The organism is Clostridium sartagoforme AAU1, assembly GCF_000401215.1.
Taxonomy (GTDB): domain Bacteria; phylum Bacillota; class Clostridia; order Clostridiales; family Clostridiaceae; genus Clostridium; species Clostridium sartagoforme.
The window spans coordinates 1-24,250 of the sequence record NZ_ASRV01000096.1 but is presented as its reverse complement, the minus strand read 5'-3'; the positions used below and the strand labels follow the sequence as shown (position 1 = coordinate 24,250).

Here is a 24,250-nt window from a genome sequence, read left to right as displayed (position 1 = left end):
ATTAACTATATTTATAGATTTCATTTATTCAAGTATAATACTATACAGACATTTAATTAAATTACAAGAGTTACAAATAGGAACCTTTTATTGGATAGCTATAATTCCTATAACATCATATATGATATATATTTTAAAAAAACAATTATGAAAGTTATAATAAATATTATACATTTTCATAAATTATCTTTGAAATTGATAGTATTTAAGTAATTTATATAAAAATAAAAAATACGATATTTAAAATGTCGTATTTTTTATTTGACTTTAATACTTTACTATGATAAAGTATTAAATAAAGAAAGAAATATAAATAATGTAAAGCATAAAAAGGGGGATTTTATATATGAAAATGATGAAAAATTATTAGTGGGGTATTTATTAATATTAGTATCTTTTGCAATGATATCTTGTACAGAAAAAAAACAGTGAATTCTATGGATAAGGATGAACTAGTATTAGGATTTGATGATACATTTGTGCCAATGGGATTTAAAGATGAAAATGGAGAATATACAGGGTTTGATATAGATCTTGCTAAAGAAATGGAAAAAAAATTAGGAAAGAAAATAGTATTTCAGCCAATAGATTGGAGTATGAAAGAAACTGAACTTAATAACGGTAATATAGATTTTATATGGAATGGATATAGTGTAACAGACGAAAGAAAAGAAAAAGTCGAGTTTTCAAAAGAATATTTAAATAATAGACAAGTTATAATAACATTATCAGATTCAAAAATTAATTCAAAAGAAGATTTGAATGGAGCAAGAGTAGGCGCACAAAATCAATCAAGTGCTGTTGATGCAATTGAAGCTGATGGAAATATAGTAGATACTTTTAAGGATAGCAAAATAGTTACATTTGAAACTAATAATGAAGCTTTAATGGATTTAGAAGCAGGTAGATTGGATGCAGTTGTTGCTGATGAAATATTAGCTAAATATTATATAAATCAAAGAGGTGCTGATAAGTATAAAGTGTTAAAAGATGATTTTGGAAAAGAAGCTTATGCTGTTGGTATGAGAAAAGATGATAAAGAATTAGTAGAAGCATTTAATAAAGCTTTTGATGAATTAGTTCAAGAAGGAAAAGCAGGAGAAATCTCTAAAAAGTGGTTTGGAGATAATATAATAGCTAAATAAAATTATAAAATGACTAAGAAAGAGGTGTTTACTTTGGAATTAATGAACGAAATAATAACTTTTATTCCACAGGCTTTAGAGGGATTAAAAGTAACAATAGAAATATTTGCAATTACTCTTATTTTCTCTATTCCATTAGGAGTTATTATTGCACTAGGAAGGATTTCTAAAATAAGTATTTTAAAATCAATAACAGGTGCTTACGTATTAATATTAAGGGGAACACCTTTACTTTTACAAATATTATTTATATTTTTTGGGTTACCTTTATTAAATATAAGTATTCCTAGATTTCCAGCAGCAATATTAGCTATGGTTTTAAACTACGGAGCATATTTTGCAGAAATATTTAGGGCGGGAATATTATCTATAGATAAAGGTCAATTTGAAGGTGCAGAAGTATTAGGCTTAAGTAAAAAAGACACATTTTTTAGAATTATAATGCCACAAGCATTAAAGAAAATATTTCCACCAGTAGCAAGTGAAGTTGTTACTTTAGTCAAAGATACAGCTTTAATTTATGTGGTAGGATTAGATGAACTTTTAAAGATAGCTAAAATAGCTTCAAACAGGCTTTCATCTATAATGCCTTTTGTAGTTGTAGCAGTAGTTTATTTAATATTTAATGGAATAATAACAAAAGTTTTAGAATTTATTGAAAAGAAGTTTAATTACTATGAATAGGAGGAAAAGTTATGCTAAAGATTCAAGGGTTAAAGAAAAACTTTGGAAAGCTTGAAGTTTTAAAAGGAATAGATTTAGAAATAAAAAGTGGAGAAATAGCAGTAATAGTTGGTCCTTCTGGTGGTGGTAAAACAACTTTATTAAGATGTGTAAATGGATTAGAGTTTTGTGATGCAGGAAGCATGGAAATAGATAATAAGTTTTTATGTGAAAATGGGGTTTATAAAGGGAAAGAAGAATTTAATGAAGCAAGAAGAGAAATAGGCTTAGTATTTCAAAACTTCAACTTATTCCCACATATGAGTGTTTTAGAAAACTTAATAGAAGCTCCTAAAAGGGTTTTAAAACAAAGCGAAGAAAATGCAAAGAAAAATGCTAAAGAGATTCTAGGATTTCTAGGATTAAGTGATAAAATAAATAACTATCCATATGAGTTATCTGGAGGGCAAAAACAAAGAGTTGCAATAGGGAGAGCCTTAGCATTAAATCCAAAGCTTATGTGTTTTGATGAACCAACTTCAGCCTTAGATCCTGGATTAACAGGAGAAGTCGCAACTTTAATAAGAAGCCTTGCAAAGGATGGAATGAGTATGCTTATAATAACACATGATATGAGTTTTGCAGAAAAAGTGGCTGACAAGATATATTCAATGAAGGATGGAATTTTGGAAGAAGGAAACATATTTTAAATTAATAGTTAAAAATGAAGAATGAAGAATTGAGGAAATAACTCAGGCGAGCTGAGTTATGGAATTAAATATTTGTAAATTAAAACTGTGCTTAAGTAAAAAATCTTAGGAACGGTTTTTTCTTTTATTAATATTTAACTTATGATTGATGATGGGAAAATAAGTATATATAATAAGAATTATAGAATTTATAAAAGAGGTATTTTGTTATGAAGATTCATGATAATTTTGATATAATCTTAGTTTCTGCATTAATTTTTATTACATTAATTGGACAGAAGTTTTATTTGATTAAAGCTTCAATTAATAAGGTATATTGCGTAATTATGTTGTCGGCATCGGTTTTTATTTTAATAGTTAACTTTTTTTATTATACCAATACAAATGAACTAATATCTGGAATAATGTATTCAATACTATTTTTACTAGGAGCATTTTCTAGAAAGGGTATTACAAATCAAGGGTTATCGGAATTAAAGGTGATTCTTGTAGATGGAATAAAGTTAATAAGGTTAAATTAGTAAATCATAAAGACAAGATTAAGTTAATATATTTTCATCATGGTGGAGATAGTTTTATGTACTTTAACTGTACTGATTATAATAAATTTATAAAGGTTTTAAGACAATTCCTTGATGATAATAAAATTAATATAGATATGAATAATAATTAAATTTGATTCAATATTATTTTAAGTTCTTAATATAAGTTGGCGAAGATAAATAGAATATGTGAAATAAGTATATAGTGAGCAATTAGAAGTACTTGGTGAAGGAAGAACTACTATGCCTTAGTGTTGTTGGTTTGTTTGAGCGTAGTGAGTTTAACCAAAACTCTTGGCATAGTGGTTTTTCCGAGCTTAGTACTTCTTTGCGCAGCTATTTAGCTTATGGAGTATATCTATTTATCTTCGCCTTTATATTTCAATTTTAAATTTAGTAATAAATTTTTATTTTTTTCTTTCATTCATTCTAAAGAATATTTTAATTATTTCGTTAACAACAAATGGAATTAATGAAATTAAGATAACTATTACCCAATCTTTAAATTCTAGTGAATAGACTTTAAAGATTTCTGCAGTGAATGGTATTGTTATTATAATGAATTGTAATAGTATTCCAAATAACACTGATGCAATTAACCATTTGTTTTTTAGTATTCCAACTTGGAATAAGGATTTAGTTTCATTTCTCATAGCAAGAGAATAAAATAATTGTGAAACACTAAGAACTACAAATGCCATTGTTTGAGCGTGTCTTAATGATTCTGGATATAAGTATTCTCCAAGTACAAAAGCAAATAAAGTTGTTATACCTATTAGGATACCATTTATTATTAATAGTTTCCCCATTTTACCTGCAAATAAGCTTTCCTTTGGATTTCTTGGAGGAACATCCATAACACTTTTATCTCCAGGATCAACACCCAAAGAAAGAGCAGGGAAACTATCTGTAATTAGATTTACCCAAAGAATGTGTATAGGTAATAAAGGTGAAGCCCAATTTAATAATATTGCAACAAATAAAGCAACAACTTCTCCTAAGTTACAGCTTAATAAGAATAGAATAGATTTTTTTATATTATTAAATATATTTCTTCCTTCTTCAACGGCTTTGACAATTGTAGTAAAGTTATCATCTGTTAAAACCATATCAGCAGCACCCTTTGCAACATCAGTTCCTGTAATTCCCATTGCAACACCTATATCTGCTGCTTTTAAAGATGGGGCGTCGTTAACACCATCACCTGTCATAGAAACTATATTTCCATGAGATTTAAAGGCTTTTACAATTTTAACTTTATGCTCAGGAGATACACGAGCGAAAACTCTATAATTATTAACTATTTTAGTAAATTCCTCATCTGAGTAACTATCTATTTCACTTCCAGACATAGCTTCAGATATATCATTAGCTATACCAAGTTCTTTGGCAATAGCAACAGCTGTATTTTTATGATCGCCTGTTATCATTATAGTTCTAATACCAGCATTCTTACTAACTTGAATTGAGCCTTTTACTTCTTCTCTAGGAGGATCTATCATACCCATAAAGCCTACAAAGATTAGATTTTCTTCCAATTCATCTATAGCAACATGTTCATTTTCTATATTTTTATAACCTAAAGCTAAAACTCTTAAAGCATCATCAGACATTATATTTGAAGCTGAAAGAATTTTATTTTTTTCTTCATTAGTAAATTCTTTAATTTCTCCATTAACCAATATTTTATTAGATATTTTTAAAATACTATCTATAGCCCCCTTAGTAAAAACGGTAAAAGCATTATTATAACTATTTACTGTTGTCATAAGCTTTCTATCAGAATCAAAAGGAATTTCATTTACTCTCTCATGAGAAGTGTTTAAATCTTCCTTGAATATATTTAATTTATTTCCTACATCAATTAAAGCAACTTCTGTAGGATCACCAGTTTGTACTCCGCTTTTAGAAGTAGCATCGTTACATAAAATCATACCATGAACTAAAATCTTACTTTCATCATTATTAAGATTAATTTCATCTAATGTATTAATTTCTCCATTAACATAATATTTTTTTACTGTCATTTTATTTATTGTTAATGTACCAGTTTTATCAGAGCAGATTATATTAACAGAACCTAATGTTTCAACAGAAGGCAGTTTTCTAATAATTGCATTTTCTTTTATCATTCTTTGGACGCCAAGAGCAAGTACAATAGCAACTATTGCAGGTAGGCCTTCAGGAATAGCAGCAACAGCTAAGCTTATAGATGTCATGAACATTTCAAGAAAATCTCTTCCTTGAAACATAGAAACTATAAACATAATTATAGATATTCCTACTGCCATAAAGCCTAAAATTTTACCAAGTTGAGCTAACTTTTTTTGAAGAGGAGTTATATTTTCTTCTTCAGCATCTAACATTTTAGCTATTTTGCCTATTTGAGTATTCATTCCTGTAGCTATTACAATGCCGAGACCCCTACCGTAGGTGGCTAGAGTAGACATAAAAGCCATATTGTGCTGATCACCAATAGGGACATTATTTTCTTCAGCTATAATATCAGAATTTTTTTCAGAAGGTACAGATTCACCTGTAAATGCTGATTCTTCAATTTTTAAATTAGCAGTTTCAATTAATCTTAAATCAGCCGGAATATATCTTCCAGCATCAATTACAACAATATCTCCAACAACAACTTCCTCTGATGAAACTTCAATAATTTGACCATCTCTTTTAACAAGAGCTTTAGGGGTGGACATATTTTTTAAAGCTTCTAAGGCTTTTTCAGCTTTAGATTCTTGAATAACTCCTATTATTGCATTAATAAATATTACAAAAAGAATTATTATTGCATCACTTATTTCGCCAACGATAGCAGAAATTATGGCTGCAACTAATAAAATATAAATCATAATATCGTTAATTTGCGAAATAAAAAGTTGTAAAAAAGATTTTTTCTTTTTTCCTTGAAGTTTATTTAAGCCATCCTTTTCTAATCTTATCTTTACTTCTTCTGAAGAAAGACCATTAATAATATCAGAAGATAAAGTCTTTACTATTTCTTCTGAACTTTCATTAAACCACATAAAAATTCCTCCCACTTCTAAAAATTGTAAAATAAAATCTCTATATAAGTATATCATGATTACTTTTAATAATATTAATACATGGGAAAAAAAGTGAGAAAATATTTTCTAAATAATGATATAATAATCTTTAGAGAAAGGGTGAGTAGTATGGAAATAGGAAGAATTAATAGAAAAGCTCCTGTGAAGCAAGATACAAAAGTGATTTCAGAAAAAAGAGACTTTTCCCAAAGCTTTAATCAAGCTAGAGAAAGAAAATCAGAAGAGCAATTGAAGGAAATGATTGAAAATATTCATAAAAAGGGAAATAGATTAGTAATTACAAAAACATATGGAGATGTAATAGCTTATAAAAAGCTAATAAAGGAATATTTAGAATCAATTTTAAAATTTATGTATGATACAAAAAAGGATATTAGTTTTTGGCAAACTCAATATTTTATAACAATAGATACAATAGATCAAAAACTTGAAGATTTAACTAAATCTCTTTTAAATGGAGAAGGAGAAAACTTAAATATAGCTTCATCAATTGATGAAATTCAAGGATTAATAGTAGATATATATAGATAAAATTCAATAAAATATTTCAAAATATCAAAGACTTCTTGAAAATAATTATCAATAGGGCTATTATTAAAGAATAATAAAAATTAATGTAGTAATAATAGGAGGTTATTTATGGTAAAGAGATTTATTAGTTATTATAAGCCATATAAAAAATTATTTTTCTTAGATATGGCTGCTGCATTTATAGCAGCAGCATGTGACCTTGTTTATCCTATGATGACAAGAACATTAGTAAATGATAGTATTCCCAATAAAAATCTTAGAATGCTAGTTGTATTTGGGATTACTTTATTAATAATATATGTAGTAAAAGCAGGGTGTGGATACTTTATGCAATACTATGGACATGTTATGGGAGTACATATGCAGGGAGATATGAGAAAAGATATGTTCTTGCGTTTGCAAAAGTTACCTAATAGTTATTTTGATAACAATAAAACAGGAGATTTAATGAGTAGAATGATAAATGATCTTATGGAAGTATCAGAACTTGCTCACCATGGGCCAGAAGATTTATTTATTTCTCTTGTTATGTTAATTGGCTCATTCGTAGTGTTAAGTACAATAAATATTCCACTAACACTTATTATATTTGCATTTATTCCATTTATAGTTTTATTTACATTAAAGCAAAAAAATAGAATGATGAGTGCTTTTATGGAAACTAGGGTTGAAACATCCGCAGTAAACTCTAATTTAGAAAACTCACTTTCAGGTATAAGAATAACTAAAGCTTTTGTTTCTCATGAACATGAAATAGATAAGTTTGAACATGGAAATAATAAGTTTAAAAATGCTAGATCTAGAGCATATAAAGTTATGGCTGAATATTTTGCAGGTGTTGGCTTTGGAATAGATATTTTAGATTATGTAGTTTTAATTGCTGGAGGAGTATTCACATACTTAGATATTATAAATTTGGGAGACTTCTTTGCATATCTTTTATATATAAAGTTATTTACTCAACCAATTAAAAAATTAGTTAACTTTATGGAGCAATATCAAAATGGAATGACTGGGTTTAAAAGATTTATATCTATTATAGATGAAGAAATTGAGAATGATGGAAATCTAGAATTGAAAGATGTAAAAGGGCATATAAAGTTTGATAATGTTCATTTTAGTTATGATGAAAAAAATATCTTAGAAGGAATAGATCTAGATATAGAACAAGGGAAAATGCTAGCATTAGTAGGGCCTTCAGGTGGAGGTAAAACTACATTTTGTAATTTAATTCCTAGATTCTATGATGCTACAGAAGGAAATATTTATATTGATGATATAAGTATATATGATACAAAATTAGAATCTTTAAGAAAAAATATAGGTATAGTACAACAAGATGTATTCTTATTTACAGGAACAATAAAAGATAATATATTATATGGTAAGCATGATGCAAGTGATGAAGAAGTAGTAAAAGCTGCTAAAAGAGCAAATATACATGAATTTATAATGACATTACCAGAAGGATATGATACTTATATAGGGGAAAGGGGGGTCAAGCTTTCAGGGGGACAAAAACAAAGAATATCAATAGCGAGAGTATTCTTAAAAAACCCACCTATATTGATTTTAGATGAGGCAACATCAGCTTTAGATAATACAACTGAATATATGATACAAAAATCCTTAGAGGAACTTTGTAAAGGCAGAACAACTATAGTTGTTGCCCATAGACTATCTACAATAAAAAATGCGGATGAAATTTTAGTTTTAACAGATAAAGGAATCGAAGAAAAAGGAAGTCATGAAGAGTTGCTTAAAGAGCAAGGTTTATATAAAGAACTATATGAATCTCAATTTTTACATTTAAAAAAATAAATAATATAAATCTATAAGTTGGAGAAAATAAATTATATAATCTTTTATAAAGTATTGACTATAATAAAATAATTGTATAAAATTAAAATATAATCATACCCTTAGGGGGTATATCGGGAGGCGGATTTATATGGTTCAACACGTATCAGAAACAGATTTTAATGAAGTAGTATTAAATTATGAAGGAGTTGTATTAGTAGATTTTTGGGCAACTTGGTGTAATCCTTGTAAAATGATTGCTCCTATAATAGAAGAAGTTTCAACAGAAATAACTAATGCAAGATTTGTAAAGATAGATGTAGATGAAAATGCAAATTTAGCAAATAAATATCAAATATTAAGTATTCCAACTTTAATGATATTTAAAAATGGTACACCTGTAGATACCTTAGTTGGTTTTATGCCAAAGGATTCTTTAAAGGATGCTATCATTAAACATCTATAATAAGAAGAGGTAGAAAATTGAGCGAAAGATATGATATTGCAATAGTAGGTAGTGGTCCAGCTGGATTATCAGCAGCATTAAATGCAAAAATAAGAAATAAGAAATTTATCATTTTTGGAAACAATAATTTGAGCAATAAACTTGCTAAAGCACCTAAAGTAAATAATTATTTAGGGTTTTATGGCTTAACAGGAGAAGGCATTAAGGAAAGATTTCAAGAGCATATAAAAGCTATGGATATTGCAATAACGGAAGAAAGAATAAATAATATATATGCAATGGGAGAATATTTTGCTTTAATGGCAAATGATAAAACTTTTGAAGCAAAGTCTATTATTTTAGCAACAGGAATAGAATACACAAAACCTATTGAAGGCGAGGAAAAGTATTTAGGTAGGGGAGTTGGATATTGTGCAACCTGTGATGCCCCTTTATATAAAGGAAAAACTGTTACTATAATAGGGTATAATAAAGAAGCAGAAGCGGAAGCAAATTATGTTTCAGAATTAGCAGGTGAGATATATTATATTCCTATGTACAAAGACAAATATAATTTAAGAGATAATATAAAATTAATAGAAGATAAGCCTAAAGAAATTATAGGTGAAAACAAAGTAAATAAATTAATTTTAAAAGACTCTGAAATATTAACAGATGCAGTCTTTATATTAAAAGACTCAATATCCCCAGGACAACTAGTTCCAGGATTAAAGATAGAAGAAAACCACATTGCAGTTGATAGACTTATGAAAACTAATTTACCAGGATGCTTTGCAGCTGGAGATTGCGTTGGTAGGCCATATCAATATATAAAATCTGCAGGAGAAGGAAATATTGCAGCTCTTAGTGCAGTACAATATTTAGATTCAATAAATAAGAATAAATAAATTTAAAAATATACAGCATTAAGTTTTTATGCTGTATATTTTTGGTATTAGAAAAACTTTCCTTAAGGTTTTAGCTTTTATAAATATGAATAGAGTATTTATAATATGAACAAATTATAAGAAATAAAGAAATTTAGACAAATAATAAATATTGTCTAAATACATTATAATTTGGATAAACTATAATATTAATCAGAAAGAGAAAACATTAAGGAAAGTTGAGGTATAGCTTTATGAGTAAAAAAACAAAAAATACTAAGATAAATCCTTTATTAGCTGTAGGTGCTATTGCCGGAGCTGCAGCAGTTGCTGCAATAGCTGCTAAAAAGTTAAAAAATGATGGAGAAAAAAAATCATCATTTGAGACCTTTACAGAAAATTTTGATAATAAGGAAAGACAGGTTTATTTTGTTGGAGGAGGTTTAGCATCTTTAGCTGGGGCAGCATACTTGGTTAGAGATTGTAATTTTAAAGGTGAAAATATTCACATTATAGAAGGTATGAATATTTTAGGCGGAAGTAATGATGGAGCGGGAGATCCTGATAATGGATTTGTATGTCGTGGAGGAAGAATGCTAAATGAAGAAACATACGAAAACTTCTGGGAATTATTAAGAAGTGTACCATCACTAGAAATGCCTGGAATGAGTGTTACAGAGGAAATATTAAACTTTGATCATTTACACCCAACACATGCACAAGCTCGTTTAATTGATAGATACGGTGTTATACAAGATGTAAAAGGAATGGGATTTAACAATGCAGACCGTATGGCACTTGGGAAATTAATGATCACTCCAGAAGAAAAATTAGATGATCTCACAATAGAAGATTGGTTTAAGGATACACCACATTTCTTTACAACAAATTTCTGGTATATGTGGCAAACAACTTTTGCTTTCCAAAAATGGTCTAGTTTATTTGAATTTAAAAGATATATGGAACGTATGATATTTGAATTTTCACGTATTGAAACACTAGAAGGGGTGACTCGTACTAGATATAATCAATATGAGTCAGTTATAATGCCTTTAAAAGCATATTTAGATAAATTTAATGTTGATTTTAGTATAAATGCAACAGTAACCGATTTAGATTTTAAAGCAGGAGAAGGAATAACAGTTACAGCCATTCATATAGAAAATGAAGAAGGCGAAAAAATAATTGAATTAAATGATGGGGATATATGTATAATGACTAATGCTTGCATGACAGACAGTGCAACATTAGGAGATTTAAAGAATGCCCCAGAATATAATCCTAACAAGCCAATTTCAGGAGAATTATGGACAAAAGTTGCTAAAAAGAAAATGGGACTTGGAAATCCAGAACCATTCTTCAATCATCCAGATGAAACAAATTGGGAAAGCTTTACCGTAACTTGTAAAGGAGATAAGCTATTAAAGTTAATTGAACAATTTTCAGGGAATGTACCAGGCAGTGGAGCTTTAATGACATTCAAAGATTCGAATTGGTTAATGAGCATAGTTGTTGCAGCTCAACCACACTTTAAAAATCAACCAATGGATACAACAATTTTCTGGGGATATGGATTATATACAGATAAAGTAGGCGATTACGTAAAGAAACCAATGAGAGAGTGTACTGGAGAAGAATTATTAATAGAACTTCTACACCATTTACACTTTGAAGATAAAGTAGAAGAAATAATGGATACCGTAATAAATGTGATTCCATGTATGATGCCATATGTAGATGCTCAATTCCAACCACGTAAAATGAGTGATAGACCTAAAGTAGTACCAGAAGGTTCAACTAACTTTGCCATGATAAGTCAATTTGTTGAGATTCCTGAAGATATGGTGTTTACTGAGGAATATTCAGTTCGTGCAGCAAGAATGGCAGTATATACTTTACTGAATGTAAAAGATAAAAAGGTGATTCCAGTAACTCAATATAAGAAAGATCCAAAAGTCTTATTAAAAGCAATAAAAAAATCATATAGCTAAAATAAAGTTAATAGAGAAAGAGTTAATAGTGAAAGAGTTATGGATGTTTTGCTCTGCAAAACCTATATTTAAATTTGTGTAAAGCAAAAATTATTCAAAAATCCATTAAGGATTTTTTCCTTAACTTTTTCACCCTTTCACTAAATATAAAACTCTTCAAGTTTTTACATTAATTATGCATTAGCCATTATCAATTACTCAGATACGGCTGATACATCATAAATGCGTGATTTTCTGAGATATATTCATCATTAATTTCATCACCAACAATATTATAAGTTTTTCTATATATTACATTATTTCTAATATAATGACCGAAAAATCCAGGAGTTATTGAGTGTTCCTTTTCATAAATTTCATAACTATAATTACACATTTCAGTTGAACGCCATTCACCTATAAGGTTTTCATTTGTAAGATACAATTTAAGTTGATAAGGTTTATTTGTAGTATTTTTAATTTCTAAATCTAAATAATTATAAAAGCAAGTTGCTCCAGAACCAAATGGTTGGGTTCTGTTGGTATCAGGAAAAACATCATGACTATGCCTGTACCTTTCAGTTACAGTAAGGGGAGTATGTAATGTCATCCAATAAATCAAATTTGACAATTGACATAGACCACCACCAACTCCCGGTTTAAAGTCACCATTAGGACAAAGAACTACACCATCTTTATAGCCCTTTCTATAATTAGGCTTTCCGATAAGTTTCCAATAAGAGAAATATTCCCCGGGCATAATAATAATACCATCAAGTTTTTTCAAAGCAATTTTTAAATTCTCAACTTTATTACGTTGTAAGTACATATCAACATTCTTTAATTTTCTAAAAAGTGGTGTGCTATGAGTAAAAATTATATTATCTAATTGATTTTGGCTAATGTTTTTACAATATGAATTTTTAGAAAACCACCAGTAAAAATACTTCTTAATTTTATAATATGTTTGTCCTAAAAATAATCTTAATTTATTACGGGTAATAGGCTTTTTCTCCACGTATGCCATAAAAATCAGCTCCTAAAATATAGTACAATATAATTGTAAAATAATAGAAGCTTATATACAAGTAGATATTCTTTATAAAGATAATTTTAAAATTAGGAGAATAATTATAAAAAAATGCGAAGCATTTTTCAGTTCACAGTTCACAAGGTACAGCACACAGTTGCTTTGATTTTATAGGTAACAGGGAACAGTTATCAGGTAACAAGTATAAATGTAAACTATAATTAAAAATTAAGAAACATCTACTTCAAGGTAATCTTAGAAACAGTAGTTAGTTTTGTGTAGCAAAACAACCTCAATTTTTTCATTCTTTCATTTATAAATTACTTTGCATATCATAACCTGTTAACTGTTATCTGTTATTTTATTTCAAAAACTGTGAACTGTGAATTGTGCACTGTGAACTATATAAATTGCTTCGCAAAATAAATCAATTATTCATTAATAATCATATTTTTCCCATTAATTCATCTATAAGTTCTTTAACTGAAACTATTTTATTTATTCTATGAGCATTTCCCCCACAAAAAACTAATCCATTTTCAACATCACCTTTAACAGAGTTAATTAAAGCTGAGCTTATACAATATGGTGTATTGGCTGGATTACAAGGAATTAAACAATTATAACATTTAGTTATTTTTATTCTTTCTTTCTTTAATGTTTCTGTCAATTTATTTCTTATGGCTCTTCCTGGCATTCCTACGGGACTTATAGTCAATTCAATATCTTCTTTTGTACAATTTACATAAGCATTTTTAAAATTAATATGAGCATCACATTCATGAGTAGCTACAAACCTTGTAGCCACTTGTACTCCAGAAGCTCCAAGATTCAGATATTTAATCATGTCATCATGAGTAAATACACCTCCAGCTACAACAACAGGTATAGTAGTATTAAATTCATTTTCAAAGTTTTTAACTTCTTTAATAATACTTATAACATTATTATCGAAATTTTTAATTTCATCATTTAAGTTATTAGCTTTAAATCCAAGGTGACCTCCAGCTAGTGGACCTTCAACAATTACAGCATTAGCGGTTTTGTTAAAATGTTTTTTCCAATAGTTTAGTATTACTTTTGCGGCTTTTGATGATGAAACTATAGGGGCTATCTTAATAGAACTTCCTTCTATAATTTCAGGTAAATTTAATGGAAGTCCAGCACCAGATATAATTAAATCAGCACCAGCTTCAATTGCAGCCTTTACGTGTTCAACATAATTGTTCATTGCAACCATTACATTAACTCCAATTATTCCATTAGAGCTTATTTCTTTAGCTCTCTTTATATGTTTAGCTAATCCTCTAAGATTAGCTTTTAATGTATTACTTTCAAAATCTTCTTCCATATAACCTGCATGAGCAGCAGAAATAACTCCAATTGCACCGTTTTTCGCAACATTACCTGCAAGATTAGAAAGGGAAACACCGACACCCATTCCGCCTTGAATTATAGGAACTTTAGCTATTAAATTACCAATCTTTAATGGTTTAATATTCATAATTTTACTCCTTTAAATAAAAAATAATACTTTGATAATCAAAATATTATTAATAGTATAGTTCAGATTTTTAAAAAATACAATAATTAAAAATAAATTACGAATATTGACAAATTAAAAAAATGGTATTATCATGATGATATTACTTTGATAGTCAAAATATTTGAAAGGAGGTGACTAATTGAATCTTACAGTGAAAGATAAAATTCTAATATCAACTTTTGCAGCTTTGACAGCGATAGGAGCATTTATTAGAATCCCAGTTCCATATGTACCATTTACAATGCAATTTTTCTTTTGTAGTATTAGTGCTATCATATTGGGTGCAAAAAAAGGAGCTTTGTCACAATTGCTATATGTACTCATAGGGCTTATAGGAATCCCTGTATTTACTAGAGGAGGAGGACCTCAATATATATTTCAACCTACATTTGGTTATTTAATTGGACTTATTTTGTCATCATATATAATTGGAAAAGTAATTTCTAAAAAGAAAAATAGTTTTAAAAATGTGTTTTTAGCTAATATTATAGGAGTAATAGTAATTTATTTAATAGGAGTACCATATTTCTATTTTATAAATAAATATTACTTAGGAGCAAATATATCAATAAGCTTTGCTATTTATTATGGATTTTTATTAACAATCCCAGGAGATATAGTTAAAGTATTAATAACATCTTTAGTAGGCGTGAGATTAACATCTAGCTTAAATCACGAAATAGTAGCTTAATATATATTAAAACTTTGAATATAAAAATATTTGATAAATGAGATATTTTACTCATATCAAAAATAATTTGAGAAAGAGGCGTTGAATGAAAGGAGTAAAAGTAGTTGGATTTGGTCATTATTGTCCAGAGAATATTATAAGTAATAAAGATTTAGAAAATATAGTAGATACTACAGATGAATGGATAACTAAGAGAACTGGAATAAAAGAAAGAAGAATATCCAGTGGAGAAGGAACTGTAGAATTAGCTTACAAGGCAGCAGTAGCAGCGTTGAAAAATAGTAATTGTGGTAGTGATGATATTGATTTAATAATTGTGGCTACAACTTCACCTGATAAAATAATGCCATCTACAGCCTGTAGCATTCAAGGATTATTAGGATGTAATAAAGCAGTTGCTTTTGATATTTCAGCTGCATGTTCAGGATTTGTATATTCTTTAATTGTAGCATCTAGCTTGATTAAAGGTACAGATAAGAAAAGGGCATTAGTAATTGGAGCAGAAGTATTATCAAGAATAGTTGATTGGAATGATAGAGGTACTTGTATATTATTTGGAGATGGAGCAGGAGCTGCAGTAATTGAGCTTTCAAATGAAGAAGAAGGAATAGTTAGTACTTGTTTCTCATCAGATGGAGGTCTTGGTGAAAAGAGCTTAGTTGCAGGGCAATTAGAGCTAAATACACCTTTTGCTAAAGAAAAAATTAGTGAAAAAAGATATATAGAAATGAAGGGTGCTGAAGTTTTTAAATTTGCAGTATCAGTTTTGCCTGATGTAGTTAATGACTTGTTAAAAAAAGCAGATGAAAGAATAGAAAATATAAAATATATAGTTCCACATCAAGCTAATTTAAGAATAATTAATGAAGCAGCAAGAAGATTAGATATAGATAAGGATAAGTTTTATATTAATGTTGATAAATATGGAAATACTTCAGCAGCAAGTATTCCAATAGCATTAAGCGAACTTTTTGAAAAAGGCCTTATAAAAAGAGGAGATAAAATAATAATAGCAGCTTTTGGTGGAGGATTAACCTGGGCTGGAGCATTAATTAAATTTTAGGAGGATTTTAAAATGGTATTTGAAAAAATTAAGGAAATAGTAGTAGAACAATTAGGAGTTAATGAAGAGGATGTAAAGTTAGAAACTAGCTTTATAGAGGATTTAGGAGCAGATTCATTAGATTTATTCCAAGTAGTAATGGATCTTGAAGATGCATTTGATGTAAAAGTAGAAAATGTTGAAACTATAAAAACTGTAGGAGATGCAGTAAAGTATATAGAAAGTGCTATAGAAAAATAGAGTGGAGGAAAACTCATGAACAACAATATTTGCAAATTGCTAAATATTAAATACCCTATTTTTCAAGGGGGAATGGCTTGGGTTGCAGATAGTTCTTTAGCAGCTGCGGTTTCAAACGCAGGTGGTCTTGGAATAATTGCTGGAGCAAATGCTCCAGTAAGTGTTGTAAGGGAAGAAATTAGAAAAGCAAAAGAACTAACTGATAAACCTTTCGGCGTTAATATAATGTTGCTTTCAGAAAATGCAGATGAGTTATCAGATGTTGTTATCGAAGAAGGTGTTAAAGTCGTTACTACTGGAGCTGGAAATCCTGGTAAGTACATTGAAAAGTGGAAAAAGGCAGGAATAAAGGTAATACCAGTTGTAGCATCAGTAGCATTAGCTAAAAGAATGGAAAGAGCTGGAGCAGATGCAGTAGTTGCAGAAGGCTGTGAAGCTGGAGGCCATATAGGAAAGTTAACAACAATGGTTTTGATACCACAAGTTGTGGATGCTGTAAATATTCCTGTTATAGCAGCAGGAGGAATAGGTGATGGTAGAGGCGTTGCAGCTGCATTTATGCTAGGTGCAAGTGGCATTCAAATAGGAACAAGATTTTTAGTTGCTACTGAATGTACAATACATGAAAACTATAAAGATGCAGTAATAAAATCCAAAGATATCGATACAGTTGTAACAGGTAGAAGTACAGGACACCCTGTTCAAGTCTTAAAAAATAAACTTGCAAGAGAATATTTAAATCTTGAAAGTAAAAATGCTTCTATGGAGGTATTAGAGGATATTGGAAGAGGTGCTCTTAAAAAAGCTGTAAAAGACGGAGATGTAGAACAAGGATCTCTTATGGCTGGGCAAATTGCAGGTATGATTTCAAAAAAGCAAAGTGCTAAAGAAATTATAGAAGAAATGTTTAATGAATATGAAAATATAATTAGAAACCTTTAAAATGGAGGAAGTATGAAAACAGCATTTATTTTTGCAGGTCAAGGATCTCAATATATAGGAATGGGAAAAGATTTATATGAAAACATCTCAGTATGTAGAGAGGTTTTTGATAAAGCAAATGATATACTAGGTTTTGATATAAAAGATTTAATATTTAATGGAAATAGAGAAGAATTAGATATTACAGAAAATACACAGCCAGCTATTTTAATAACTTCAATTGCAGCTAAAAAAGCCATTGAAGAAAAAGGAATTAAAGCTGATGTGGTGGCAGGGCTGAGTCTTGGAGAATATTCAGCTTTAGTGACATCAGAAGTCTTGAATTTTGAGGAAGCAGTAGCTTTAGTAAAAAAGAGAGGTAGATTCATGCAAGAAGCAGTTCCAGTGGGAGTTGGTTCAATGGCAGCAATAATAGGATTACCACTAGAAAAACTAAAAGCTGCTTTAGAAAAAGCTAGGGAAAATGGCATAGTAGAAATTGCAAATTACAATACAAATAATCAGATTGTAGTAGGTGGAGAAAAAGAAGCTGTAAAAAAAGCAATGGAATTAGCCTTAGAAGCTGGAGCAAAAAGAGCTATAGAACTTAAGGTATCAGGACCTTTTCATACTTCCTTATTAGAAAAGGCATCAATAAAGCTTAGAGAAGAACTTCAAAATATAAAATTTAATAAACCTAAAGTAAAAACTATATCTAATGTTACAGCAGAGATTATAGACGATAAAGACGATATAAAATCATTACTTTTTAGCCAAGTAAAATCCTCTGTTAGATGGAGTGAAAGTATAGAAAAGATGCTTAATATGGGAGTTGACACCTTTATAGAGCTTGGACCAGGAAGAGTATTAAGTAGCTTCATTAAAGAAATAAGCAGGGAAAAGGGCGTTAAGGTTAAAATTTATAATGTTGAAGATATGAAATCTTTACAAAAAACATTAGAAGGGATAGAAGCTTAAATGATTAAAAATAAAAATGCAATAGTAACAGGTGGAACTAGAGGAATAGGAAGAGAAATAGCAAGAACATTAGCACAAAATGGAGCTAATATAGCAATTAATTATAGAAATTATAGTGAAGAAATAGAAAAGCTAGTAGAAGAATTAAAAAGCTTTGGAGTTAAAGTATTAGCAGTTAAATGTGATGTAAGTAAAGAAGAGGAAGTAAGTAACTTTGTAAAAGAAGTTAAGAATAATTTTGAAAGAATAGATATCTTAGTTAACAATGCAGGAATAACTAAAGATGGATTAATTATAAGAATGAGTGAAAAAGATTTTAATGATGTTATAGATATAAATTTAAAAGGAACTTTCAATACAACTAAAGCAGTCTCAGCAGTAATGGTTAAACAAAGATATGGAAAGATAATAAATATATCCTCAGTTGTGGGTGTTACAGGAAATGCAGGACAATGTAATTATGCTGCATCTAAAGCAGGTGTTATAGGTTTTTCAAAATCTGTAGCAAGAGAACTTGCTGCTAGAAATATAAATGTAAATGTAATTGCACCAGGATATATTAATACAGATATGACAAGTGTACTTCCAGAAAAGGTTAAAGAGGAAGTTTTAAAAACAATTCCTATGAAGAAAATAGGAGACCCTAAGGAAGTAGCAAATTTAGCTTTATTCTTATCATCTAATTTATCTGACTATATTACAGGTCAAGTAATAAATGTAGATGGCGGAATGGTTATGCTTTAAAAGGAGTGAATTTTTATGAAAAGAAGAGTAGTAATCACAGGATTAGGAGCTATAACACCGATAGGTAATTCAATTGAAAGCTTTTGGAATTCTGTTAAAGAAGGAAAAAATGGTATAGATAATATAACCTTTTTTGATACAACAGAATTCAAAGTTAAAGTAGCCGCAGAAGTGAAAGATTTTAAAGCAGAAGATTATATAAGTAAAAAAGATGCAAAAAGATTAGATAGATACACTCAACTAGCACTAGTTGCAGCTAAGGAGTGTATAAAAGATAGTAATATAGATTTAGAAAAAGTAGATAGAGAGAGATTTGGTGTAATATTTGGTTCTGGAATAGGTGGACTTACAACAATGGAAAAGCAAATAAGGACTTTAGAAGTAAAAGGACCTAGTAGAGTTGGACCATTAACTATACCACAGTCTATATCTAACATGGCAGCAGGAAGTATAGCAATAGAATTTGGAATTTTAGGAACTTGTTTAAGTGTTACTACAGCTTGCGCAACTTCAACTCATTGTATAGGGGAAGCGTATAGAAGCATAAAGGATGGTTATTTAGATCGTGCGATAGTAGGTGGATCAGAAGCATCTATAAATGAGTTTGGAATTTCAGCATTTCAATCTTTAACAGCACTTAGTAAAAGTGAAGATAGAAATAGAGCATCAATACCTTTTGATAAAGACAGAAATGGTTTTGTAATGGGAGAAGGTGCAGGTGCATTATTATTAGAAGATTTAGAAAGTGCTTTAGCAAGAGGAGCAAAAATTTATGGAGAAGTAGTTGGTTATGGAACAACTTGTGATGCTTATCATATTACATCTCCAAGTTCTGATGGAGATGGAGCTTATAGAGCAATGAGAGATGCAATAAAAGATGCAAATATATCTCCAAGCGAAATTTCATATATAAATGCACATGGAACATCTACAGAAATAAACGATAAAGTCGAAACAATAGCCATAAAAAAAGCTTTTGGAGATTTTTCAAAGGAAGTTTATGTAAGCTCAACTAAAGCTATGACAGGACATTTACTTGGAGCAGCTGGGGCTATTGAAGCAATAATATGTATAAAAGCATTAGGAGACGACTTTATTCCAGCCAACATAAATTATTTAAATCCAGATGAAGAATGTGATTTAAATATAGTTATTAATGAGGGGAAAAAAGAGGAAGTAGAATATGCTCTTTCTAATTCATTAGGATTTGGTGGACATAATGGAACAGTTATATTCAAAAAATGGAGGGAAAGATAAAATGTTAACTTATGAACAAATAAAGGAGTTAATAAAATCTATAGATGAATCTTCTCTTAGAATTTTTGAATTAGAAAGTGACGGAATTAAATTAAAGCTTAGCAAAAATAAAGAAGCTTTTAAGGAATCTTTAAAAGAAAATTCTAAAGAAATAATTTCATCAGATAATAAAGTAATAGCAAGCAATATACCAGAAGAAAAAGAAGAAGCTAAAGAGGATTCTAATAAAATTGAAAATTTTAAAAGTATTAAGTCACCTTTAGTAGGAACATATTATTCTTCAGGGACTCCAGGAGGAAAGCCTTATGTTGAAGTAGGAACTAAGGTTAAAAAAGGAGAAGTTCTTTGCATAGTAGAGGCAATGAAAATAATGAATGAAATAACAGCAGAAGAAGATTGTGAAATATTAGAAGTTTTAAGATCTGATGAAGAAATTGTTGAATTTGGAATGGAATTATTTAAAATAAAGTAGGTGAAATAATTGGATATAAAAGAAATCATGGAGATAATCCCACATAGATATCCTTTTTTATTATTAGATAGAGTTGAAAGTCTAGAAGATAATAAAATAGTAGCAATAAAAAATGTAACGATGAATGAGTACTTTTTTCAAGGACATTTTCCAGTAGAGCCAGTTATGCCTGGAGTATTAATAGTTGAGGCAATGGCACAAGCTGGAGCAGTTGCACTTTTAAAAAGGGATGAATTTAAAGGAAAGATTGCATACTTTGGTGGAATAAACAATGCTAAATTCAGAAAAAAGGTTGTTCCTGGAGATACTTTAAGGTTAGAAGTTGAATTGACTAAGATAAGAGGCTCAGCTGGTATCGGTAAAGGCATTGCATATGTAAATGATAAAAAGGTATGTGAAGCAGAATTAACCTTTATGGTAGGGTAGTAAAGAGGTGTTTTTATGATTAGAAAGGTTTTAATAGCTAACAGAGGAGAAATAGCAGTAAGAATAATAAGAGCCTGTAAAGAACTTGGAATACAAACAGTAGCTATTTACTCAGAGGCTGATAAAGATGCTATGCATACTCAGCTTGCAGATGAAGCTATTTGTGTAGGAAAGCCTAAATCAAAGGACTCATATTTAAATGAAAGTAACATAATTAGTGCAGCAGTAATAACAAAGTGTAATGCAATTCATCCAGGTTTTGGATTTTTATCTGAAAATGCAGAGTTTGCAGCTATATGTGAAGAATGTAATATAAAATTTATAGGACCAAGTAGTAATACAATAAGTGTTATGGGACATAAATCAAAAGCAAGAGAAATTATGAAAAATGCAGATGTTCCAGTAATTCCAGGAAGTAATGGAATAGTAAAAAGTATTGAAGAGGCATATATAGAGGCTAAAGAAATAGGATATCCAGTAATGATAAAGGCAGCTTTAGGTGGAGGCGGAAAAGGAATTAGAATAGTTCATAAAGAAGATGAACTTGAAAATGCATATTTTACAGCTAAATCAGAAGCTAAAATAAATTTTGGTGACGATACAATATATATTGAAAAGTTTATAGAAAATCCTAGGCATATAGAATTTCAAATTTTAGGCGATGAGCATGGAAATATTATTCATCTAGGAGAAAGAGACTGTACTATACAAAGAAGAAATCAAAAAGTATTAGAAGAAGCTCCATCATCTATTTTAAGTGGAGATCTAAGAGCTAAAATGGGAAGAGCCGCAATAAATGCAGCAAAAGCAGTAAGTTATGTAAATGCAGGAACTATAGAATTTTTAGTAGATAAATATAATAATTTCTACTTTATGGAGATGAATACAAGGATTCAAGTTGAACATCCAATCACAGAAATGATAACTTCAATTGACATTGTAAAGGAGCAAATAAAGATTGCTAATGGAGAAAGTTTAAGTTTTTCTCAAAATGAAGTTGAAATAAGAGGTCATGCTATTGAATGTAGGATAAATGCAGAAAATCCTAAAAAGGGATTTGCACCTTCACCTGGAAAAATAGAATTTTTAAATTTACCAGGAGGAAATGGAATAAGAGTAGATACTGCAGTTTATTCAGGATATACTATACCTCCAACATATGATTCTATGATAGCTAAGCTTATTGCCTATGGTAAAAATAGAGAAGAAGCTATTAATAAAATGCTTAGAGCATTAGATGAATTTGTAATAGAAGGAATTGACAACAATATAGAATTTCAAATAGATATTTTAAATAACGAAAAATTTCGCTTAGGAAACTTTGACACTAGTTTTATAAGCAAAGAATATAAATTATAGTTGGTGAAAATTATGGGGATTTTTAAAAAGAGACAGTATGGAGTTATAAATTTAACTCAAGAAGAAGAAAAAGATATACCAATAGTTCCAGATGGAACTTGGATAAAATGCAGCAAATGCGGAAAAATTTTATATAAGAAGTCTTTGGAAGAAAACCTTAATATATGTTCAAATTGCAATAATTATTTTAGATTAGGTAGCTATGAAAGATTATCATATATTTGTGATAAAGATACTTTTAGGGAGTTTAATAAATATATGAAATCAAAAAATCCAATGGATTTTCCAGACTATGAAGAAAAATTAAAAACTAATGAAGAAAAAAGTGGAACTTCTGAAGCAGTAGTAACAGGCGAATGTGAAATTGGAGGAAATAAAGCATTTATTGCAGTTATGGATTCAAATTTTCTAATGGGAAGTATGGGAACTGTAGTAGGAGAAAAGCTAACATTAGCAATAGAAGAAGCTACAAAAAGAAAATTACCTATTATAATTTTTACAGCTTCAGGAGGGGCTAGAATGCAAGAAGGGATTTTTTCCTTGATGCAGATGGCTAAAATAAGTAGTGCACTTGCCAAACATAGTAAAGAAGGACTTCTTTATATAACGGTTTTAACAGACCCAACAACGGGAGGCGTTACAGCAAGTTTCGCAATGCTTGGAGATATTATACTAGCAGAACCTAATGCATTAGTAGGTTTTGCGGGAAGAAGAGTTATAGAAGGAACAATAAAACAAAAACTACCTGAAAATTTTCAGAGTGCAGAATTTTTATTAGAAAATGGATTTATAGATAATATTATAAAAAGAGAAGATTTAAAAAAAGCTCTTTCAACTCTTCTAAAATTTCATAGAAATAAGGAGGTGTAGTTGTGAATAAAAAAATTAAAGCATACGATAGATTAGTAATAGCAAGAATGGTAGAAAGACCGACTACACTGGATTATATAGATAAAATATTTACTAACTTTTTTGAATTACATGGAGATAGATGCTTTAAAGACGATAAAGCTATAGTAGGAGGAATTGGACTTTTAAATGGAAATCCAATTACTATAATAGGAATTCAAAAAGGAAAAGATTTAAAAGAAAATATGGAAAGAAATTTTGGATCTCCTCATCCAGAGGGATATAGAAAAGCCCTTAGATTAATGAAGCAAGCTGAAAAGTTTAATAGACCTATAGTTTGTTTTATAAATACATCAGGTGCATATTGCGGGGTTGGAGCTGAAGAAAGAGGCCAAGGAGAAGCCATTGCAAGAAACTTAATAGAAATAGCACAAATTAAAGTGCCTATAATTTCAATAATAATAGGTGAAGGTGGAAGTGGTGGGGCATTGGCCTTAGCTTGTGGAGATAGAGTATGGATGCTGGAAAATTCAGTTTATTCAATACTTTCTCCAGAAGGATTTGCTTCAATACTTTTAAAAGACCCTTCAAAATCAAAAGATGTTGCAGAAATTATGGGAATTACTTCATATGAGCTTTTAGAAAGAGGTATAATTGAAAAAATAATAAAAGAACCTAGAGGAGGAGCTCATAAGAACATAGAATTTGTAGCAAACTCTATAAAAGAAGAATTAATAAATGAGTTTAAAATATTAAAAAATAAGTCTAAAGATGCTCTTTTAGAGGAGAGGTATTTAAGATTTAGAAAATTCTCTTAGTTTTAAAATGCGAAGCATTTTTCAGTTCACAGTTCACAAGGCACAGTGCACAGGTGTTTTATTTTTTTAGGTAACAGGGAACAGGTATC

General features: G+C 29.4%; 25 protein-coding genes. 22 read left to right on the top strand and 3 right to left on the bottom strand.

All coding sequences use genetic code 11. The features are described from left to right. The first annotated feature begins 261 nt into the window (after positions 1–261). The 5 genes from A500_RS20365 (at position 262) to A500_RS08080 (ending at position 3,039) form a co-directional block, all read left to right on the top strand. Positions 262–432: a hypothetical protein gene (locus A500_RS20365; RefSeq protein ID WP_157453628.1), complete on the top strand. Its 171-nt coding sequence runs from the start codon at positions 262–264 to the stop codon at positions 430–432. A gap of 5 nt (positions 433–437) precedes the next feature. Continuing rightward, the gene (locus A500_RS08095) at positions 438–1,145 is read left to right on the top strand and encodes an amino acid ABC transporter substrate-binding protein (protein WP_016207095.1); all 708 of its coding nucleotides are present in this window, start codon (positions 438–440) and stop codon (positions 1,143–1,145) included. Between the two features lie 42 nt (positions 1,146–1,187). Beyond that, a complete protein-coding gene (locus tag A500_RS08090; RefSeq protein WP_016207094.1) occupies positions 1,188–1,829 on the top strand; it encodes an amino acid ABC transporter permease in 642 nt (213 codons plus the stop codon). Between the two features lie 11 nt (positions 1,830–1,840). After that, positions 1,841–2,518, top strand: a complete 678-nt coding sequence (locus A500_RS08085; protein WP_016207093.1) for an amino acid ABC transporter ATP-binding protein — start codon at positions 1,841–1,843, stop codon at positions 2,516–2,518. Between the two features lie 209 nt (positions 2,519–2,727). Next, the gene (locus tag A500_RS08080; protein ID WP_016207092.1) at positions 2,728–3,039 is read left to right on the top strand and encodes a hypothetical protein; all 312 of its coding nucleotides are present in this window, start codon (positions 2,728–2,730) and stop codon (positions 3,037–3,039) included. 428 nt (positions 3,040–3,467) lie between these two features. Here A500_RS08080 and A500_RS08075 read toward each other — a convergent pair whose 3' ends face one another. Continuing rightward, on the bottom strand, positions 3,468–6,092 hold the full coding sequence (locus tag A500_RS08075; RefSeq protein WP_016207091.1) for a calcium-translocating P-type ATPase, PMCA-type: 2,625 nt from the start codon (positions 6,090–6,092) through the stop codon (positions 3,468–3,470). A gap of 150 nt (positions 6,093–6,242) precedes the next feature. On the opposite strand from A500_RS08075, the gene A500_RS08070 reads away from it, so the two are divergent. The 5 genes from A500_RS08070 to A500_RS08050 all read left to right on the top strand — a co-directional run bounded on the left by A500_RS08070 (position 6,243) and on the right by A500_RS08050 (position 11,788). After that, positions 6,243–6,665: a YaaR family protein gene (locus tag A500_RS08070; RefSeq protein WP_016207090.1), complete on the top strand. Its 423-nt coding sequence runs from the start codon at positions 6,243–6,245 to the stop codon at positions 6,663–6,665. A gap of 108 nt (positions 6,666–6,773) precedes the next feature. Next, on the top strand, positions 6,774–8,486 hold the full coding sequence (locus A500_RS08065; RefSeq protein ID WP_016207089.1) for an ABC transporter ATP-binding protein: 1,713 nt from the start codon (positions 6,774–6,776) through the stop codon (positions 8,484–8,486). 130 nt (positions 8,487–8,616) lie between these two features. Next, entirely contained in the window at positions 8,617–8,931 is a 315-nt protein-coding gene (gene trxA, locus A500_RS08060) for a thioredoxin (protein WP_016207088.1), read from the top strand. A gap of 17 nt (positions 8,932–8,948) precedes the next feature. Further along, positions 8,949–9,818 (top strand): NAD(P)/FAD-dependent oxidoreductase, encoded by an 870-nt coding sequence (locus A500_RS08055; RefSeq protein ID WP_016207087.1) that lies wholly within the window; start codon positions 8,949–8,951, stop codon positions 9,816–9,818. A gap of 233 nt (positions 9,819–10,051) precedes the next feature. Continuing rightward, entirely contained in the window at positions 10,052–11,788 is a 1,737-nt protein-coding gene (locus A500_RS08050) for an oleate hydratase (RefSeq protein WP_016207086.1), read from the top strand. 190 nt (positions 11,789–11,978) lie between these two features. On the opposite strand, the gene A500_RS08045 is transcribed toward A500_RS08050, so the two are convergent. Both A500_RS08045 and A500_RS08040 read right to left on the bottom strand, forming a co-directional pair. Next, a complete protein-coding gene (locus tag A500_RS08045; RefSeq protein ID WP_016207085.1) occupies positions 11,979–12,794 on the bottom strand; it encodes a VanW family protein in 816 nt (271 codons plus the stop codon). Positions 12,795–13,242: 448 nt separating this feature from the next. Then, positions 13,243–14,301, bottom strand: a complete 1,059-nt coding sequence (locus tag A500_RS08040; RefSeq protein ID WP_016207084.1) for an NAD(P)H-dependent flavin oxidoreductase — start codon at positions 14,299–14,301, stop codon at positions 13,243–13,245. A gap of 181 nt (positions 14,302–14,482) precedes the next feature. On the opposite strand from A500_RS08040, the gene A500_RS08035 reads away from it, so the two are divergent. The 12 genes from A500_RS08035 to A500_RS07980 all read left to right on the top strand — a co-directional run bounded on the left by A500_RS08035 (position 14,483) and on the right by A500_RS07980 (position 24,161). Continuing rightward, a complete protein-coding gene (locus A500_RS08035; RefSeq protein WP_016207083.1) occupies positions 14,483–15,034 on the top strand; it encodes a biotin transporter BioY in 552 nt (183 codons plus the stop codon). 85 nt (positions 15,035–15,119) lie between these two features. Continuing rightward, a complete protein-coding gene (locus tag A500_RS08030; RefSeq protein WP_016207082.1) occupies positions 15,120–16,097 on the top strand; it encodes a beta-ketoacyl-ACP synthase III in 978 nt (325 codons plus the stop codon). 12 nt (positions 16,098–16,109) lie between these two features. Continuing rightward, complete coding sequence (gene acpP, locus A500_RS08025; protein ID WP_016207081.1) at positions 16,110–16,337, top strand: acyl carrier protein; 228 nt, start codon at positions 16,110–16,112, stop codon at positions 16,335–16,337. Between the two features lie 15 nt (positions 16,338–16,352). Continuing rightward, entirely contained in the window at positions 16,353–17,279 is a 927-nt protein-coding gene (gene fabK, locus A500_RS08020) for an enoyl-[acyl-carrier-protein] reductase FabK (RefSeq protein WP_016207080.1), read from the top strand. Positions 17,280–17,291: 12 nt separating this feature from the next. Further along, positions 17,292–18,236 (top strand): ACP S-malonyltransferase, encoded by a 945-nt coding sequence (gene fabD, locus A500_RS08015; RefSeq protein WP_016207079.1) that lies wholly within the window; start codon positions 17,292–17,294, stop codon positions 18,234–18,236. Further along, positions 18,237–18,980, top strand: a complete 744-nt coding sequence (gene fabG / locus A500_RS08010) for a 3-oxoacyl-[acyl-carrier-protein] reductase (protein WP_016207078.1) — start codon at positions 18,237–18,239, stop codon at positions 18,978–18,980. It begins immediately after the preceding gene. Between the two features lie 15 nt (positions 18,981–18,995). Continuing rightward, the gene (fabF, locus tag A500_RS08005; protein ID WP_016207077.1) at positions 18,996–20,237 is read left to right on the top strand and encodes a beta-ketoacyl-ACP synthase II; all 1,242 of its coding nucleotides are present in this window, start codon (positions 18,996–18,998) and stop codon (positions 20,235–20,237) included. Beyond that, positions 20,200–20,709 carry an acetyl-CoA carboxylase biotin carboxyl carrier protein gene (gene accB / locus A500_RS20360; RefSeq protein ID WP_016207076.1) on the top strand — a complete coding sequence of 170 codons (510 nt, stop codon included), beginning with the start codon at positions 20,200–20,202 and terminating at the stop codon, positions 20,707–20,709. Before fabF ends, accB begins: the two co-directional genes overlap by 38 nt. 9 nt (positions 20,710–20,718) lie before the next feature. Then, entirely contained in the window at positions 20,719–21,135 is a 417-nt protein-coding gene (gene fabZ / locus A500_RS20355; protein WP_016207075.1) for a 3-hydroxyacyl-ACP dehydratase FabZ, read from the top strand. Between the two features lie 15 nt (positions 21,136–21,150). Further along, positions 21,151–22,494, top strand: a complete 1,344-nt coding sequence (locus tag A500_RS07990) for an acetyl-CoA carboxylase biotin carboxylase subunit (RefSeq protein WP_016207074.1) — start codon at positions 21,151–21,153, stop codon at positions 22,492–22,494. Positions 22,495–22,506: 12 nt separating this feature from the next. Next, positions 22,507–23,364 (top strand): acetyl-CoA carboxylase, carboxyltransferase subunit beta, encoded by an 858-nt coding sequence (accD, locus tag A500_RS07985; protein WP_016207073.1) that lies wholly within the window; start codon positions 22,507–22,509, stop codon positions 23,362–23,364. A gap of 2 nt (positions 23,365–23,366) precedes the next feature. After that, positions 23,367–24,161 (top strand): acetyl-CoA carboxylase carboxyltransferase subunit alpha, encoded by a 795-nt coding sequence (locus A500_RS07980; protein WP_016207072.1) that lies wholly within the window; start codon positions 23,367–23,369, stop codon positions 24,159–24,161. The last annotated feature ends 89 nt before the right edge of the window (positions 24,162–24,250 follow it).